This is a genomic window from Acinetobacter lwoffii (genome assembly GCF_022809915.1).
Classification (GTDB): Bacteria; Pseudomonadota; Gammaproteobacteria; order Pseudomonadales; family Moraxellaceae; genus Acinetobacter; species Acinetobacter lwoffii_M.
In genome coordinates, this window is record NZ_JALGQY010000030.1 from 13,982 (window position 1) to 31,625 (window position 17,644).

Annotated in this window: 14 protein-coding genes, 1 tRNA gene and 1 pseudogene; 7 read left to right on the forward strand and 9 right to left on the reverse strand. The window is 43.1% G+C overall.

Annotated features, from left to right (window positions below; all coding sequences use genetic code 11):
- Positions 1 to 280 precede the first annotated feature (280 nt).
- The 3 genes from MTX11_RS13305 to MTX11_RS13315 all read right to left on the reverse strand — a co-directional run bounded on the left by MTX11_RS13305 (position 281) and on the right by MTX11_RS13315 (position 3,640).
- Positions 281 to 1,783 (reverse strand): outer membrane protein transport protein, encoded by a 1,503-nt coding sequence (locus tag MTX11_RS13305; protein ID WP_114541184.1) that lies wholly within the window; start codon positions 1,781 to 1,783, stop codon positions 281 to 283.
- A 337-nt stretch (positions 1,784 to 2,120) separates the two neighbouring features.
- A tRNA-Arg gene (locus tag MTX11_RS13310) sits at positions 2,121 to 2,196 on the reverse strand.
- A gap of 88 nt (positions 2,197 to 2,284) precedes the next feature.
- Entirely contained in the window at positions 2,285 to 3,640 is a 1,356-nt protein-coding gene (locus MTX11_RS13315; RefSeq protein WP_243475321.1) for an amino acid permease, read from the reverse strand.
- Positions 3,641 to 3,972: 332 nt separating this feature from the next.
- On the opposite strand from MTX11_RS13315, the gene prpF reads away from it, so the two are divergent.
- Together prpF and MTX11_RS13325 are read left to right on the forward strand one after the other, a co-directional pair.
- A complete protein-coding gene (gene prpF / locus MTX11_RS13320) occupies positions 3,973 to 5,163 on the forward strand; it encodes a 2-methylaconitate cis-trans isomerase PrpF (protein ID WP_243475322.1) in 1,191 nt (396 codons plus the stop codon).
- A gap of 225 nt (positions 5,164 to 5,388) precedes the next feature.
- Complete coding sequence (locus tag MTX11_RS13325) at positions 5,389 to 6,294, forward strand: polyprenyl synthetase family protein (RefSeq protein WP_180180987.1); 906 nt, start codon at positions 5,389 to 5,391, stop codon at positions 6,292 to 6,294.
- 83 nt (positions 6,295 to 6,377) lie between these two features.
- Here the strand turns inward: MTX11_RS13325 and putP are convergent, their stop codons facing one another.
- The 5 genes and pseudogenes from putP to MTX11_RS13350 form a co-directional block, all read right to left on the reverse strand.
- A complete protein-coding gene (putP, locus tag MTX11_RS13330) occupies positions 6,378 to 7,868 on the reverse strand; it encodes a sodium/proline symporter PutP (protein WP_243475323.1) in 1,491 nt (496 codons plus the stop codon).
- A 213-nt stretch (positions 7,869 to 8,081) separates the two neighbouring features.
- Positions 8,082 to 8,936 carry an SPFH domain-containing protein gene (locus tag MTX11_RS13335; protein WP_004279377.1) on the reverse strand — a complete coding sequence of 285 codons (855 nt, stop codon included), beginning with the start codon at positions 8,934 to 8,936 and terminating at the stop codon, positions 8,082 to 8,084.
- Positions 8,937 to 8,948: 12 nt separating this feature from the next.
- Positions 8,949 to 9,422: an NfeD family protein gene (locus tag MTX11_RS13340; RefSeq protein ID WP_005104688.1), complete on the reverse strand. Its 474-nt coding sequence runs from the start codon at positions 9,420 to 9,422 to the stop codon at positions 8,949 to 8,951.
- Between the two features lie 102 nt (positions 9,423 to 9,524).
- The gene (locus MTX11_RS13345; protein ID WP_243475324.1) at positions 9,525 to 10,442 is read right to left on the reverse strand and encodes a patatin-like phospholipase family protein; all 918 of its coding nucleotides are present in this window, start codon (positions 10,440 to 10,442) and stop codon (positions 9,525 to 9,527) included.
- Positions 10,443 to 10,505: 63 nt separating this feature from the next.
- Positions 10,506 to 11,134: pseudogene (locus MTX11_RS13350) on the reverse strand (1-acyl-sn-glycerol-3-phosphate acyltransferase).
- Between the two features lie 137 nt (positions 11,135 to 11,271).
- Between MTX11_RS13350 and MTX11_RS13355 the strand changes: the two are divergent.
- From MTX11_RS13355 to MTX11_RS13365, 3 genes are all read left to right on the forward strand, one after another.
- On the forward strand, positions 11,272 to 12,510 hold the full coding sequence (locus MTX11_RS13355; protein ID WP_243475325.1) for an MFS transporter: 1,239 nt from the start codon (positions 11,272 to 11,274) through the stop codon (positions 12,508 to 12,510).
- A gap of 136 nt (positions 12,511 to 12,646) precedes the next feature.
- The gene (locus MTX11_RS13360) at positions 12,647 to 13,759 is read left to right on the forward strand and encodes a porin (protein ID WP_243475326.1); all 1,113 of its coding nucleotides are present in this window, start codon (positions 12,647 to 12,649) and stop codon (positions 13,757 to 13,759) included.
- Positions 13,760 to 13,906: 147 nt separating this feature from the next.
- Positions 13,907 to 14,608: an HAD family hydrolase gene (locus MTX11_RS13365; protein WP_243475327.1), complete on the forward strand. Its 702-nt coding sequence runs from the start codon at positions 13,907 to 13,909 to the stop codon at positions 14,606 to 14,608.
- Here the strand turns inward: MTX11_RS13365 and MTX11_RS13370 are convergent.
- Positions 14,605 to 15,282, reverse strand: coding sequence for a DUF421 domain-containing protein (locus MTX11_RS13370; protein WP_243475328.1), 678 nt, complete (start codon positions 15,280 to 15,282; stop codon positions 14,605 to 14,607). The genes MTX11_RS13365 and MTX11_RS13370 overlap by 4 nt on opposite strands.
- Before the next feature lie 482 nt (positions 15,283 to 15,764).
- On the opposite strand from MTX11_RS13370, the gene MTX11_RS13375 reads away from it, so the two are divergent.
- Positions 15,765 to 16,451, forward strand: coding sequence for a carbonic anhydrase (locus MTX11_RS13375; RefSeq protein WP_129716612.1), 687 nt, complete (start codon positions 15,765 to 15,767; stop codon positions 16,449 to 16,451).
- A 144-nt stretch (positions 16,452 to 16,595) separates the two neighbouring features.
- A complete protein-coding gene (locus MTX11_RS13380) occupies positions 16,596 to 17,639 on the forward strand; it encodes a molecular chaperone DnaJ (RefSeq protein WP_243475329.1) in 1,044 nt (347 codons plus the stop codon).
- The last annotated feature ends 5 nt before the right edge of the window (positions 17,640 to 17,644 follow it).

Sequence of the window (17,644 nt, forward strand, 5' to 3'; positions counted from 1 at the left end):
GTGCAGGAAAAGTAACATAATTTTAAAAAGAGTAAATACTCAGCTCTGTTGAAGAAATGAACTAAGGCGGTTAAATAAAAGGGTTGCTTAGAGTATTTATACTATATTTTTATATTAACTAAATGATAAATAAGAAAATAAAAATTAAAGATAAATTTTAAAAAATTGATATTTGGAGCAGGATTAATTGCTTGTAAAACAAGCAAATGATATGCAAGTGTATAAAATAAGAGTTAAAAAATAAAAAACCACTCGAAAGTGGTTTTTATTATAGGAAAACTTAGAAGCGGTAACCCATTTTTAAGCCATATGCCCATGCTTTATTGTCTTCAAATTCAGCGACGTATTCAGAACTACCAGCTTGTGCGCCTGTTTGTGCTTTTGCATCACCTAACATGAAGTATTTAACACCACCCGCGATGAAAGTAGCTGGTGTTGGACTGTACTGAAGACCTAAGCCTACATTCCAATAACCTTCAGTTGGGCCAAGTGTAGATACAGGGTTACCTGCACCAGAGTCCCAACCTACAGATACGTTACCAGCCCATAGATCATTAAATTTACGACCCACACCTACAGTTGCTGAAATTTGGTCATCTTCATATTCAACAAGATTGAAGCCATCTGGGCGATCCACAATAGGGCCAACTGCTTCTGATATTAGACCAAATTTATAAGGTTGAATTGAGAATTTAGACCATTCAACCCAGCGAACATTCGCAAAAGCTACAGTATTCGCCATAATACCTGTTTGGAAATCAAGGTTTACAGACTGTGGAGTAGTAATTTTTGTCTCACCACTTGCTGCTGCAATAGCTGCTGCTGCTGCTGCCCCATTTGGGAGCAAAGCTAAAGCTGGTAAGGTTGGAATACTTTCATTCATATTAACATCATGGTCAATTTCAGAACGATAAGTAATAGATGCTTTTAATGCAATTTCAGGAATTTGGTAAGCAAGACCGGCTAACCAACCTACAGAACTATCTTCTGGAATAGACGTATCGTAACCATTGTATAAGCTGTAAGCCTGACCACGTAATGAAACATTACCTTTGATCGTTTGGTAAACTGCGCCACCGTAAATATTCCAATTCTCAGTTGGTTGGAAACCTGCAATAAATGATAAATTTTGAGTATCTACTTCTACGCTTGTACTACCAGTTCCTAATAAGCCGTTGACATCAGCTAAACCAGCATCTACGCGTGCAGTTACCCCTGCAAGTACACCAGCATCAATTTGTGCTCTTACTGCATCAACAGTATTATACGCATTTAAAGTCCCAGTATACTGTGCTTGACCAATTGGAGTGGTTAAGTCAACACCCTGCGCTTGTAAAGCCGCTCCAACTCTTTGCTCTGGAGTCAACGCATTAAAGTTGGTATTAATTGTATTTTGACGAATTCCTGCTAACGCGTCAGGAGCTAAAATTGTATTCGTAGAATCGGAAACAAATACGTTATTACCTGTATAGGTAGCATCTGCTCCAAACGGTTGGTCATATAAAATACCAACTGAAAATTTGCTGGTTGGCTGAAATTTTAAAGCAGCACTTGGAAAATAATAATCACCCGCCATATCACTAATATTACGGCGAGTATCACTTGTTCCAGCTTCTTTACCAGATACAGATGGGTCTAGAACAGAAATACCTGCTTCAAAATAGTTACCCGGTTGCAGGAAGGCTGCAATAGATTGGCCTGAACGATCTAGAGCTGCTGCAAATGCACCCGTCATTGGTACAGTTGCGAGAATCATTGCAGTAGTTAATGTTTTTAATTTCATTTACGTCTTTCCTTGAGGTACAAATTTATATCTGGCGTTGTTGTTTGCACTTATTAAATTCTTGGAGATTTCGGGTATTTATCCGCAATCATTTGTTACTCCATGTGACAAAAATAGCACAATTAAAATAAGAGTAAATGCTCTAGAAAAAACTAATTAGTCTAAAAAAGCATCAAAATAGAGTTTTTACACCAAAAAATAGCCTCATTTTGAAATAAGTATTTGAAAGTAATAGAAATAAAATAATGAAGAAAAAATGATTTTTTGTATAAAAAATATTCTAAAAATATGAAGATTAACGCTAATTTTTTGAAGTATAGATCACATTTTGAAAGGATGGTGCGCCCTGCGGGACTCGAACCCACGTCGGTCGCTTAGGAGGCAACTGCTCTATCCAGTTAAGCTAAGGGCGCGAAAAGAAGGCTATTGTACTGTAAAAAATACAAAAAAAAGTTATTGCCGAAGCAATAACTTTTAAGGACTCATAGCTACAGGAGTTGTCTAGATATTTTTAGGCTTAAGTAACTTAAACAGACCAAACATAACCACGATCCAAAGCGGGATCATCAAAATAGATTCCTGGAATCCTTGCGTCCACATGATGTAAAGAATCGTAAGAATAAAACCAAGAACCAGAATATTGCCCGCCGGAGACCATAGCGCAGGGAAAGAAGTCTTCTGTCCTAGCTTTTTCATGCTTTGAATAAACTTAAGATGGGTCAGGGTAATCATGGCCCAGTTCAATACCAGTGCACCGACTACGATGTAAATCAGATGACTTAAGGCATCTTCAGGCACGAAGTAGTTGAGCAGTACACAGCCGAAAATCAGTACAGCAGAGAACAATACAGCAGGAATTGGCGTACCTTGCTTATTCACTTTCATGAAGAGTTTAGGTGCATTTCCTTGTTGAGCCAGACCATAGAGCATACGGCTGTTGGCGTACATACCACTGTTATATACAGACAATGCTGCTGTCAGGATAATAAAGTTCAGTAAGTGTGCTGCCCAGTCAATGCCAAGCTGGCTGAAAATCATCACGAACGGACTTTTGTCCAGACCACCAAGTTCAAGCTGATTCCAAGGCACGAGTGACAACAGAATCGTCAAAGCACCGACATAGAAAATCAGAATACGGAAAACCACCTGATTAATGGCTTTCGGAATGGTTTTTTCCGGATTTTCAGCTTCTGCAGCCGCCATACCAATGAGTTCGATCCCACCGAAGGCAAACATCAGGAAGGCCAGCATGTAGAACAGACCTTCAAAACCATTCGGGAAGAAACCGCCCGCGGTCCAAAGATTGCTAAAAGATGCGCCTGAAGAAGCATCAGCAGTCAGGATCAGATACAGGCCAAAGACAATCATCGAGATGACCGCAGTCACTTTAATGATGGAAAGCCAGAATTCTGATTCACCGTAGAATTTCACATTGCCGAGGTTGACCAGTGTAATCACGATAAAGAAAAACAGTACCGATGCCCAGGCTGGAATATGCGGCCACCAGTAGTTGATATATTTCGCAACTGCGGTAAGTTCGGTCATAGCTACCAGGATATACAAAATCCAGTAGTTCCAACCCGCAAGGAAACCGGGAAATTTTCCCCAGTATTTATAAGCAAAATGGCTGAATGAACCTGCGACAGGTTCATGAACAATCATCTCACCCAATTGACGCATGATTAAAAATGCAATCAGGCCCCCAATGGCATAGCCTAAAATAATAGAAGGACCCGCAGATTGGATCACCTGTGCGGAACCTAAGAATAAGCCTGTGCCAATTGCACCGCCCATGGCGATCAACTGAATATGACGGTTCTTTAAGCCACGCTGAAGTTGTGAAGACTCGTTATTCAAAGTGTTCAGCCCGACAATGGAAAATGATAAGTGGCTGATTGTAATTGATCAGACTAAAGAAGCCTAGTCCATCCTAAGAATGAAATATTGTTGGAGGAATAATAAAAAATATTCATATAAATAACTGAAATAAAATATAAATGAATCAATATATTAATTTTATTGAAACTGTTACTGATGAGTTCTCTATTTTCTTGGATAAAATACAAATGCCGTTTTTTTATACTAAGGTCTGGCAGCCAAGCAGTTCTGCTTTCAACATACTATACTTTGAATATAAATATTGAATAACCTGTACGAAAACAAAGACAAGTTAAAGGATGAAATAATTCATGAGTTTTGCCGCCCAAATCAAGATTCCTGCAACCTATATGCGTGGAGGCACCAGTAAAGGTGTTTTCTTTAAGCTGGATGACCTACCTGCGCAAGCACAACAGCCTGGCCGGATTCGTGATCAGCTTTTGCTGCGCGTGATTGGTAGCCCAGATCCATACGGGAAACAGATCGATGGTATGGGGGGTGCCAGTTCCAGCACCAGTAAAACGGTGATCCTGTCAAAAAGCCAACACGCTGATCATGATGTCGATTATTTATTTGGTCAGGTGTCGATTGACCGTCCTTTTGTGGACTGGAGTGGCAACTGTGGCAATCTGACCGCGGCAGTAGGTGCATTTGCCATTTCCAATGGTCTGGTCGATGCCGAACGTATTCCTGAAAATGGGTTGTGCACAGTACGCATCTGGCAGGCCAATATTCAGAAAACCATTATTGCACATGTGCCGATGCAGAATGGACAGGTGCAGGAGCTGGGTGATTTCGAACTGGATGGCGTAACCTTTCCTGCGGCCGAAGTGCAGATCGAGTTTCTGGATCCAGCCGATGACGATGCTGAAGGCGGTTCGATGTTTCCAACAGGTAATCTGGTCGATACATTGGAAGTCCCCAATATTGGCAGCTTCGAAGTGACTATGATTAATGCCGGCATTCCGACGGTATTTTTAAATGCGGGAGATCTCGGTTATAAGGGTACCGAGCTTCAGGATCATATCAATAATGACGTGGCAGCCCTGACAAAATTTGAGACAATTCGTGCCTATGCGGCGAAGCAGATGGGACTGATTCAGAATATTGCAGAAGCCGTAACCCGACAACACACGCCAAAAATTGCCTTTGTTGCACCACCGAGTAGCTATACCTCTTCAAGTGGCAAAACTGTCACTGAATCAGACACCGATATTCTGGTTCGTGCCTTGTCTATGGGTAAACTCCATCATGCCATGATGGGTACGGCTGCGGTGGCGATTGGTACAGCTGCAGCAATTCCCGGAACACTGGTGAACCGGGTCGCAGGCGGAGTAGAGCGTGAAGCGGTGCGTTTCGGTCATCCTTCCGGGACGTTGAGAGTCGGTGCACAAGCAAGTTTTGAAAATGGTGAGTGGAAAGTGAAAAAGGCCATCATGAGCCGGAGTGCCCGCGTCTTGATGGAAGGCTGGGTGCGCGTACCAGAAGATGTTCTCGTTTAAATGCTGTGCATACATTTAACCTGAATAAAACCACCGGTTCTGCGGTGGTTTTTTTATGGTTTAAAATCTCTGACTTGCTTATTTGATGTTGAATAGCAAATTTCAGCAGAACAATTCAATTTATGGCTGAAAATTCAAGGCATTTCTAGGTACAATGCCTGATCAGCGTACAGGCATTTATTCGCTTGTCATTTTATTCTTCTGGACTACGTATTCGAGGCGAATGTGTCATCTATCACTGACGTATCAACCCATGCACTCACTCAAGCACAACACCGCATTCAACAGGATTTATTGACCGCTCTGGAAGCCTTTGCTATTCCGGAACCTTTAAGGTCGGCAGTCCATCATGCTGTGATGCTTGGCGGTAAACGAGTACGTCCAGCACTATGCTATGCCACCGCCGCATTAAAACCCAACCAGAATAGCGCTGCAGTGCGCCGTGCAGCGGTTGCGATCGAGTTTATTCACTGCTATTCACTGGCCCATGATGATCTGCCGTGTATGGACAATGATTTGCTACGTCGTGGCCAGCCGACCTGCCATGTAGCTTATGGGGAAGATACAGCGTTGCTGGCAGGTGATATCCTGCAGTCTATGGCTTTTGAAACTTTGAGCAGTCGTCTGTTTGATCAGGGGCCAGCGGTAGAAGCTTCCATTGTACTGAAGCAGATGCAGATTCTGGCAACCGCTTCTTCGAAAATGGTGAATGGTCAGGTTTTAGATTTGCAGTCTGAAGGCAAGAAAATCGATCAGCAAGCACTGGAAAATATTCATCGCAATAAAACCGGTGCTTTGATTAGTGCCGCGATCATGATGGCGGCGGTGACTATTTTTGAGGGTACCGATCTGGCCATTCCTAAATTACGTGAGTTTGGACAGGCGATTGGTCTGGCCTTTCAGGTACAGGATGATATTTTGGATATTATTTCCGATACCGAAGTGTTGGGGAAAACAGCCGGCAAGGATGAACAGGTAGAAAAATCGACCTATCCGGCATTGATGGGTTTGGAGCAGGCCAAGGCCTATGCCCAGCAATTACATGATCAGGCGATCAATGCCTTGAACCATTTTGAAGGGGCGGAAGAGTTGAGGCAAATTACCCAGTTCCTGCTCACGCGCAAAAGCTGATTGAAAAATTATTTTTCTAAAAAATTTTAAAGGAACCGCATAAAAAAAGAGGACTTGAAGTCCTCTTTTTAGTTGATACAGAATTATTTGCTTTCGTTATACAGGCGTTCAGCTTCTTCAAAGCGATCGGTAATTTCTGCTGTTGGTGCTTTACCCATCAGGCTCACCACCACAATCGCCAGCATTGAACAGATAAAACCAGGAACGATTTCATACAGGCCAGTGTCAGCAAACAGGTTCTTCCAGAAAATAACTACGACTGCACCCACGATCATACCGGCCAAAGCACCATTCAAAGTCATGCGTTTCCAGAACAATGACAGGATAATCAGCGGGCCAAAAGCGGCACCAAAACCTGCCCAGGCATAAGCCACCAGACCCAGAACTTTAGATTCAGGATTACCCGCCATCCAGATCGCCAGCAAGGCAATCAGCAGTACCATCAAACGGCCAACCCAGACCAGTTCTTTTTGCGAGGCATTTTTACGCAGGAAAGATTTATAGAAGTCTTCCGTCAGGGTACTTGAGCAGACCAGTAGCTGACAGCTTAAAGTACTCATTACTGCGGCAAGAATCGCAGCCAGAACTACACCGGCAATCCATGGGTTAAACAGGATTTTGGTCAGTTCCATAAATACGGTTTCAGGATTGGCATTCACTGCAGCTGCCAGTTCTGGATGCTGCTGGAAATAAGCAATACCAAAGAAGCCGGCTGCCACCGCACCGCCCAGACATAGAATCATCCAGGTCATGCCAATACGACGTGCATTTGGAATCGACTTGACCGAATCTGCTGCCATGAAGCGCACCAAAATATGCGGCTGGCCAAAGTAACCCAGCCCCCAGGCCAGTAGTGAAATAATCGCAACAAAGCTCAGATCACCCAGAATATTCATTGCTTGAGGACGAGCAGCTTCCAGTGCCAAAGTCATCTGGGACATATCTGAAAATGCCATCAATGTCACGATTGGCGTTAGCAACAGGGCGAAGATCATCAGACCCGCCTGAATGGTATCGGTCCAGCTGACTGCCAGGAAGCCTCCAATAAATACATAGCTGATGGTGGCAATGGCACTGATCCAGAGTGCGGTACTGTAAGACATGTCGAACATGCTTTCAAACAGGCGTGCACCTGCGACCATGCCGGAAGCACAGTAAATCGCAAAGAAAATCAGAATCACGAAAGCCGAAACAATACGCAGGATTTTCTTCTGGTCGTTAAAACGATTCGAGAAATAATCCGGCAGGGTCAGGGCATTGTGCTGGACTTCGGTATGTACGCGTAAACGGCCAGCGACCAGTAGCCAGTTGAGCCAGGCACCAATAATCAGACCGATGGCAATCCACATTTCAGACAGACCGGAAAGATAAATCGCACCGGGCAGGCCCATCAGGAGCCAGCCACTCATGTCGGAAGCCCCAGCAGAAAGTGCAGTTACGAAACTCCCTAAACGTCGGCCCCCTAAGATGTAATCGGAAAAGTTGCTTGTCGCGCGATAAGCCATCAGGCCAATCACCACCATTGCGACAATATAGAAAAGAAAAGTAATTAAGGTTGGATTTAGGGAGCTCATACGGTATCCATTTTTAAGTTGGACAGTAGATCGAAACAAGGAATAAGACAGCTGCGAGGAACTTTAATCCGAAAGTCAGGCAACATCAAATCCAGTAGATTTCAAAAATAAACGCGAAATTTAACCATAAATTCACATTTTTTGCTGAGATTTTCTTGTGCCAATAAAAATAGGCAACCCTCGGGCTGCCTATATATAAAGTCAAAAGATAAATTAGTTAGGGCGACCCATGACACCACGAATGGTATTCAGCACATCAGCAGGCAGTACCACGGTCTTGGCATTTGGCGACTTGGCCATATCCTGCATGGCTTTAATATACTGTTCACCCAGTAAATAGGCGACCGGAATTTCATTATCACCAATGGCAGAAGTCACCATGTCAATTGCACGTTGTGAAGACTCAGCCAGAACCACTTGCGCTTCGGCATCACGACGTGAGGCTTCCAGACGGCCATCCGCTTCCAGAATTGCGGCCTGTTTTTCACCGTCAGCTTTGGTGACGGTTGCACGACGCTGACGTTCAGCAGCGGCTTGTTCTTCCATCGCAGTCTGCATGGTAATTGATGGCTTAATATCCTGAATTTCCACAGTCTTTAGGGTAATTCCCCAGTCCGAGATATCATCGGAAATACTGGATTTCAAGCGTGCCTTGATATGGTCACGTGAAGATAGGGCATCATCCAGATCCATTTCACCGACAATCGAACGCAGTGAAGTCTGTACCAGGTTCTGAATTGCCCATGAGTAGTTTTCAATCCCGTACACTGCTTTTTCTGGTGTGGTCAGGTTGATATAGGCCACTGCATTCATCAGCAGAACCGCGTTATCACGGGTAATCACTTCCTGTGAGGGAATATCCAGAACGATATCTTTGGTTGTGACTTTATAGGCGACTTCATCCACATAAGGAATGACAAAATTCAGGCCCGGATTTAGGGTGGTGTGGTATTTACCCAGACGCTGTACGATCCATTTGTAGCCTTGCGGCACAATCCGCACACCTTTAAAAATGGTAATCGCAACAAAGGCCAGAAACGCGATAACAATGATAGAACCACCAGACATAGCTTATTCACCTTATTGATTTTGATAATTCGTGCTGTGAGGTTGTACGACCAGGTCATTACCCAGAATATCCACGACGCGAACGCGGTCTCCGACCTGAACTGGGTCCAGAGTTCGGCATTCCCATTCATCCGAACCTAAAACTGGCATCGGAAAGCGCACCCGGATTTGCCCATGATCCAGATTAGTCTGAATCACCATGCCCACCTGACCAATGGTCGCTTCACGCGATAGACCGGCTTTGGTCTTATCAATGGAAAGCGGTTTGATAAACTTAAACCAGAGCAGCGTACACAGAACAGAAAGTACGATCCAGGTCAGGAGCTGGGTCGTCAGTCCCATCATCGGGAACATCCAGTACAGGACGCCAACCATGATGGCACCGATCCCGAACCACAGGGCAGCAAATGCGGGCAGTAGTAATTCCGATAGAATCAGAAGGATGCCTAATACAAACCAGTGCCAAGGTTCAAGAACTAATTCCATATCGTGACCTATATCGCTAAGTATTTAATTAATCATCATCTTTATATGATTGATCTTCAATGTAGCAGATGCGGCCGCAGATGAATATAAAAAATTCATGCATCAAAATTTTGCCGGACGTGGCGGTTTAAATGCCGCGGGAGACTGCTTGAAGTTGCTAATGGCTTTTTCAATAGTACGGATTTTCAGCTGAGCAGCCTTTTCACCTTCCAGAATGGTCGCATTACTGGCTTTCAGGTCTAAAGTACCAATATGGCCGACTTTGGGCTGGATCACCACATTGGCCTGACTCAGTTCCTCATGAATGCTTTGCTGTCCCATAATATTCAGGGTCTGATCTAGTACGCCCCACATATTTAGAGCCTTATTACCATCCGGACGGGCAGAAATATCCACGGCAATCACAATGTCTGCTCCCATATCTTTGGCGGTCTTGACCGGAATCGGACTGACCAGACCGCCATCGACATATTTGCTTCCACCAATCACTGCAGGCACAAACACATTCGGAATGCTACAGGATGCTCGAACCGCCTGTCCGGCATTGCCTTTAATAAAGTCAGCTTTACGGCCATTGTCCAGGCGAGTGGCAACTGCAGCAAAACGAATTGGGAATTGTTCAATCGGTTTGTTCGCCACATTTTTATTGACGAAATCCTGCAATTTTTGTCCGGCAATAATTCCTTGCCGATTTAAAGTGAGGTCACGGATATCGGATTCCTTAAAATTCAGGGCAATCTGCTGTAACTGATAAGGCGATTTGCCACTGGCATACAAACTGCCGACAAAACTGCCGGCACTGGTGCCTGTGACAATTTTTGGTTTAATGCCATGCGACTCTAGCACTTTAATGACGCCAATATGGGCAAAACCTTTGGCACCGCCACCACCGAGGGCAATGGCGACGACAGGTTCACGGGCTTTTATTGGCGTGGCAGGCGTGGGTGATTTAGTGGCTTTATCACAGGCTGCAAGACTGAATCCAAGACAGCCAATTAAGGCATAACGAGCTAATTTCATTATAAAAACTGGTGATTAAATCAACAAAATTCAGGCTATCACATCAAAAAAAGCCGTATTTGCCTAGTCTTTTTTCAAAAGCTTTTGTAACGGCTTGGCCACCCAGTCCGGATTTTTGGCCGAGAATTTACCTTGATAATGCTGATAAATCTGTTTCAGGTCGTATTCATAATTACCGGTCAGATGGTACACGCCCAGGATATGAATGGTCTTGATATCATAATCAAAGCAAAACATCACAATCGGCAAATGGGCTGCTCTGGCAATAGGATAAAAACCGCCGCGGATTTTTTTGGTGCCTTACGTGAACCTTCCGGTGCCATGCCGACCTAGATCTGCTGCGATTTTTCAATAATCTCGACAATCTGTCGGGTATGACCTTGTGGACTATCTCGGACGACAGGAACGACGCCAATCCATTCCAGTACCGGTTTTAGCGGTGTACGAAACAGGCTGTCTTTACCAAAAATCGTAATCTGAATACCGAGACCAAGCAAGGCATTAAAACCCAGCCATGCATCAATATTGGAGGTGTGCGGAGAAATAATCGCGACTGCTTTAGGTAAGTCTGGAAATTCACCTTCCAGACGCCAGCCTTGGGCCAAGAAAAGCTGCCTGAAAAAAGTCCGGCTCAGCTTGCTGCCGCGGGCTGGCACATGCGGCGGGAGTTGGGGGAAACGTATTTGGGCCATTGCTTTTGTCTCGTCCTGAAACTAATTTTTCTTTATTTTTTATTATATTAGACTGTTGTAAAATCTGGATCATTGGCAAAATGTATAGCATCTTAAATGCTGGTGATGCCTTTTCACCTTAAGGACTTGGCCTAAATATGCGGAATATCTATATTTTACTATTTTCGCTGTATTGGGCACAGGGGCTTCCGGTCGGATTTATGACGCATGCCTTGCCGGTCATTCTGCGGGCTGAAGGGGTATCACTGGCGCATATCGGGGGCTTTGGTCTGTTAATGCTGCCTTGGTCGATTAAAATATTCTGGGCACCTTGGGTCGATCGGTATGGATCAATCGCCAAAGGTCATTACCGTAGCTGGATTATTCCCCTGCAATGGCTGTCAGTTGTTATCTTGATTGGACTTTCTTTTCTACCCATTCAGGCTTTAAACCAGCCACTGTATTTACTGCTGTTTTTTATCACGCTTTTGTTGATGAATGGCATTGGCGCGACGCAGGATATTGCCACCGATGCATTGGCAGTGAACATTCTGAATCATGAGCAACAGCATTGGGGCAATACCTTTCAGGTGATTGGTTCACGTCTAGGATTCATTGTCGGAGGTGGAGCAATATTATGGTTGCTCGATCTGCTGCAATGGCAAAGTACCTTTCTGTTGCTGGCTGCGCTGGTTTTTCTTAATACTTTACCCATTTTATTTTTTAGAGAACCTCAGCATTCAAAAATTATCACGCCAGCTGATAAAGGACCTGCACTCAGCAATATAAAAACCTATTTTCAATACTTCTGGTCAGATTTAAGCTTGGCGAGGTGGCTTCTGGTTTTACTGAGCTTTAAAATCGCCGATGGTTTATCCGGGCCTTTATTAAAACCTTTGATGGTGGATCTCAGGCTGAGCTTTAGCCAGATTGGTCTTTATGTCACCATGCTGGGAGCATTGACTGCCTTGATTGGAGCCGGACTGGCGGGCTGGTGTCTGAAGTACTGGTCTCGCAGCTCGAGTTTGATTATTTTCTCAATTCTAAAAATATTGAGCTTAATGGCTTATGCCTGGCTGGCTGGCCAGTATGAAGCTCAAAACAAAGTAGAAAATTGGATCATTTATCTGATCAATGCGGCCGAAGACATGATCTCAGCCATGCTTTTGGTGGTCATGTTGACCTTGGTCATGCAATACAGTCGCAAGCATCTGGCTGGTACTGATTTCACCTTTCAGGTGGCACTGATGGCTACGGTGAGTGGGGGACTTTATAGTCTGAGTGGTATTTTGGGAGATGCTTTAGGCTATCAAAATTATCTGAACCTCATCGTGATCGTGGCAATTATCTGTTTAATTCCAATTTTCCGATGGATGAAAGTTGCAGAAAAAGTATAAAATTTCTAAATAATCAACTGTTTGGTTAAATGTTAGCCTAAAGTACTAAATAGAATATATAAATATTAATTTAATAATTTTGTAATATAAGCGCCGTGTGTATTATTTGTTACAAAATAAATTAAGGATATTTTTGATGAAAACTAAGTTAGCAACAGCAATTGCATTCAGCCTTTTCGCGGGGACAACTTTTGCAGCACCAACTTTTTATGGTGAGATTGATGCCACAGTTGATTACTTACCGGAAGATAATGCTTCACCAGTATCTGACAAAGATGTAATTGAACTAAGTTCAAATAGCTCATTCGTTGGTTTAAAAGGGGATGAAAAGTTAACGGATCGCCTAAGCGCAATTTATGCAATTGAATGGGCTTTTAACTCTGATGGTGAGGGTGACGACTGGTCTAAACGTAACCGTTTTGTTGGTTTAAAAGATGCAAAACTTGGTACTTTAAAAATTGGTGCACATGACACTCCATTAAAACAATTGTCTAGCCCGGTAGATACCTTCAATAATTATGTAGGTAACCGTGCTGATGTAAGTGGTATTTTCACTGGTGAAAGCCGAGTAGCGAATGCTGTAGTGTATGAAGCTCCAGCTATTGCCTTGCCTCAAGGTGCTATTAAAGTGAATGCTTTATTGGCAACTGGTGAAAATTCAGGAATTAAATCTGATAAAGGTGTAGTTAAAACTGCAAATCGTGGTTTAGGTGATGCTTGGTCTGCTTCTGTAGTATATGACAGCCCAGTAGTTGTAGCAGGTGTTGCTTATGACAAAGCAATTCCGACTAACTTCTTAGGGCGCGGTTTTGATAATGCTTCTGCTCCAGAAGTAACGGGCGGTACTTTATTTGCTGCTGCAAATACCATTCGTGCAATTGGCCGTGTAAATCTAGATGGTGGTTTAGCGCTTAAAGCTCTTTATCAAACTTCAGAAGTGGCGGATGTGGATGCAGCTTCTAAAGCAGTTGATTTGCTTATTGATGATGCTCAAGGTTGGTTAATTGGTGCTGAATATAATCTTCCAAATGCAAAAGCTTGGACAGTTAAAGGTCAATACAGCCAAAACATTACAAGCTTCAAAGATAATACTGCCGATTATGAAGCACAGCAGATCTTTGTTGGTGCAGATTACGCATTTAGTAAACAAGTGAAAGCATATGGTTATGCCGGTTATCTAACACTTGAGCGTGGTTCTTTAGAAACTAAACAACCAGTTGTTGGTACAGGCTTAGAATACAAATTCTAATTTAGATTTTGTACTCTAAGAAAAGGCGATGCTTTGGCATCGCTTTTTTTATGCTTAAAACAACAAAACTTAGCAATTTTATGTCTGATCTAACGAGTTTCGGACTGTTACCATGATTGAAAGTTTCAGCATTTCGTTTTGAAAATTATGCCTATTCAAGCCGTTTTATTTGACCTCGACAATACCTTGACCCATCGTGATCTGACTGCACAGGCTTATAGCCGTTATCTGGCAGAATACTATGCGCCCGCATTGGCACAGGTCGAGCCTGAAAAAATTATCGAGATTGTACGACGTATCGATAATGGCGGTTATCCTAAAAAGGAATTGCTGACGCATGGCAGTATTGGAGCTTCGGCTGCCTATGCGTTGTTACAAGAACTACACTGGTTAAATCCCCCGAGTATAGATGAACTAGCCCATTTCTGGTTTAGCCAGTTTGGCCGTTTCGCCGTAGAAATGCCGGCAGCAGAGCAAGTATTAACGCAGCTGAAAGATGAGGGTTATCAGCTCGCCATTGTTTCCAATGGCGGACATGACACCCGTTTAAATACGATTCGGGGTTTGGGTATTGAACCTTATTTTGATGAGATCATCAGTTCGGGGCTGGTAGGTTTTAACAAACCACAGCCGGAAATATTCCAGATCACTGCAGAGCGTCTAGGCGTGCAACCTGCACAGTGCCTATATATTGGCGACCATCCGGTCAATGATGTACAAGGAGCTAAAGAGGCCGGAATGTATGCATTATGGATGCAAGGTTTCCATCCGGATGCCGAACATATTCAGCATAGAATTCAGCATCTGCCGGAAATTTTTGCCCATTTGCAGTTACTGAATCAGACTTAAGTTATTCTTAAACAGTCAATCGTTTCGGTCCATTGCGCAGAATCACAGCGCGGACATTGCTGGTCGGCATGTGAAAGGGTTTGTACCTGTCCACAGTAAATGCAGGCATATAATTGCCCGGCCTTGACCTGTTGGACTATAGAGCAGGTTTTAGGAAAAAGTGGCAGCCCAGGCCGAACCTCATCCGATTTGAAAAACAGGATACTGAACTTACCGTCAGTTTCCAGTAAACCGGTGCGTACCTGACCGAGATGTTCTACGCCTTGCTGGCGCATTTCGGCAAAGAATTCATCATGTGACATCTTACCTTTTTTAATTTCTTCAACGACCAGCACGCCATCTTCTACGATATAAATCGGTTTACCTTCCAGTAGGTCTTCAAACCACTGATATTTCATCATAAGCCAAGTGGTCAGACGGTACATGATAATAATCACCGACATCACCAGAACTGCCTGAATCAGGGGAATATCTTCAGTAAACATCGGGTCACCAGCAATCGAACCCAAGCTCAAAATGATAGCGACTTCGAAGATAGAAAGTTGACGTACCCCACGTTTTCCGGTCAGACGCAAAAACAGGATAATCATCGTGTACATCAGGGCACAACGCAGCAAAATTTCTGCGGTAAATTCCCAAGTGGTGTCATGTATAAATATCGTGGCCCAGTCCATTTAAATTCTTTATCCTCATTTTTCTCTTTGGCTCGAGTCTAGCAATATCAGTATTTTATTTGCTGCTGTGATTGTGTAAGTTTATGAATAAAAATAGATTCTATTTAAAAAAGAGCTTGAACTTAAAAATCTAGCTATTTGATCTATTGAAAATAAGATAGAGATTTCATGTAAATAATGCATAAAAAATCAGCAGATTAAATTTGAAGAAGATCACATTCTTTTTTGGCTGTTTTTAAATCTATAAAAGTATTATCCATTTGAAATCTACCAATATATATTCTGAATAATGTGTTTTGAAGAACTAGGAGTGTTTAGAAATTTGTAAGCAAATCACTTCATCTCTATAAAAATCTGTAGTTTGTGGCCTGAAAAATAGAGTGATTACACCAGGTTAATAAACTGTTTTTAAATTAAAAATTGTGATTTTGACTTCCAACAAGGGATGTATTGTGAAAAGAATATTCACGCTTTTAACGGTTATGGGTTTAAGTACAGCGGTCTGGGCAGATGCGGATTGGGATTATACTCAGCCTGAGCAATGGTCGACTTTGAGCCAGAAATATTCGGCCTGTAATGGTCTGAACCAGTCACCAATCAATATTGAGCGAACAGTGAAAGCAGAACTGGAACCGCTCAAGTTCAGCTATAACACCATGATTCATGCGATCGAAAATAAAGGTCATACTGTCCAGGTGGATTTTGCGCAAGGTGGTGAATTGCAGCTGGATGGCGATACCTTTGTACTGAAGCAGTTTCATTTGCATAGTCCAAGTGAAAACCTGATTAAAGGCAAAAGCTATCCACTGGAAATCCACTTTGTCCATGCCAATGCCAAAGGTGAGCTGGCTGTCGTGGGGATGATGTTCGAGCAGGGCGCAGAAAGCCAGATGCTCAAACGCATGTGGAACCGTTTACCGAAAAAGCAGGGTGAGAAAGTGGTTTTGAAAACGCCACAAAATGTGAATCAGATGTTGCCTAAGAATCTGGATTATTATCGCTTTAGCGGCTCGCTGACCACACCTCCGTGTTCGGAAGGCGTACGCTGGCTGATTCTGAAAGATATTCAGCAGGCTTCTGCCAAGCAGATTTCGGAATTTGCCAAACTGATGGGACACCCAAATAACCGTCCGGTGCAGTCCTTGAATGGCCGTGTAGTGTTAGAATAATCAATATGAGAGCGAAAAAGCAGACTTTGGTCTGCTTTTTTTTAATTCTGATACAAATTTCGAAAGGGCACACTGAAAAGGACTTTGTGACGAAAGCTGAAAGACTTAATATGGATATTATTTCTTCTTTGACCTTCTCCTGCCATGCTCTTTGACTTGAAAACTATGATTCAGCCATTCACAGCGCTTTCGCCACAGCAGAAGAAGCTGGATCATCTGATTGATAAAATCGAGCAACAGAAACAGGAATTACTCCAATGGCAACAGGCTGAAGAAGATCTGCAGCAATATACGCATAAAACCTTCATGCCGGTCTACCATGAATTGCATGGCATACTGTTCAAGCAGCTGGAACAGCTCTGGAAGCATCTGCAGGAAACCACATTTTCCAAGGCAGAATTGGTAGTGCTGGATGAAAAGATTCAGTACCTTGCAAATTATCTAAAAGACTCTCAGGCGATGTCGATGCAAGAAGCCCATAAGGTGAATGAAATCTTCACTTATTATCAGCAACGTGCCGAGCATGCCCAATTCAGAAAAAGCCAAAAGAAAATAAATGAACTGGAAACATTTTTTAAGAATGAGCATCCCTCAGATCTTGCAGATGCAGAAGTATTTGAAGAATGGGAATCAGATCATTTTCAGCAGGCACGTGAGCAAGCCAGATTAAAACGCCAGCAGGAAAAACAGGAACAGGCAACAGCAATGGCAGAGCAGTCATTGAAAACCGTATATTTAAAAATTGCTGCCATCATTCACCCTGACCGTGAAGTAAATGATGTCAAAAAAATCAAGAAAACTGAATTATTGCAACGTGCCAATGAGGCTTATGCAGAGCAAGATCTGTTTACGTTACTGAGAATGCAATTGCAGATCGAGCAAGATCAGGATGTTTCAAAAAAAGGTTTAAATGCGGAACAACTCAAGTTTTATCAACTGGCTTTGGATGCACAGAGCCAGAAATTACAAGAGCAGATTAATACATTGATTCATAGATTGGTCTGGTCTTCAAAAACCAGAATTGCAGTAAAAAAGGCAAAAGGGAAAGTTCAAATTGCTGACTTGTATAAGCAGATTGACGAAGATACTTCAGCCATCAAACAGCAGATTAAAGTAGAAAAAGAACGCCTGATGTATATCAAGAAGGTGAGTGGCTTGGAGATGTTTTTAAGACATGGGATGCTTTAACTTCT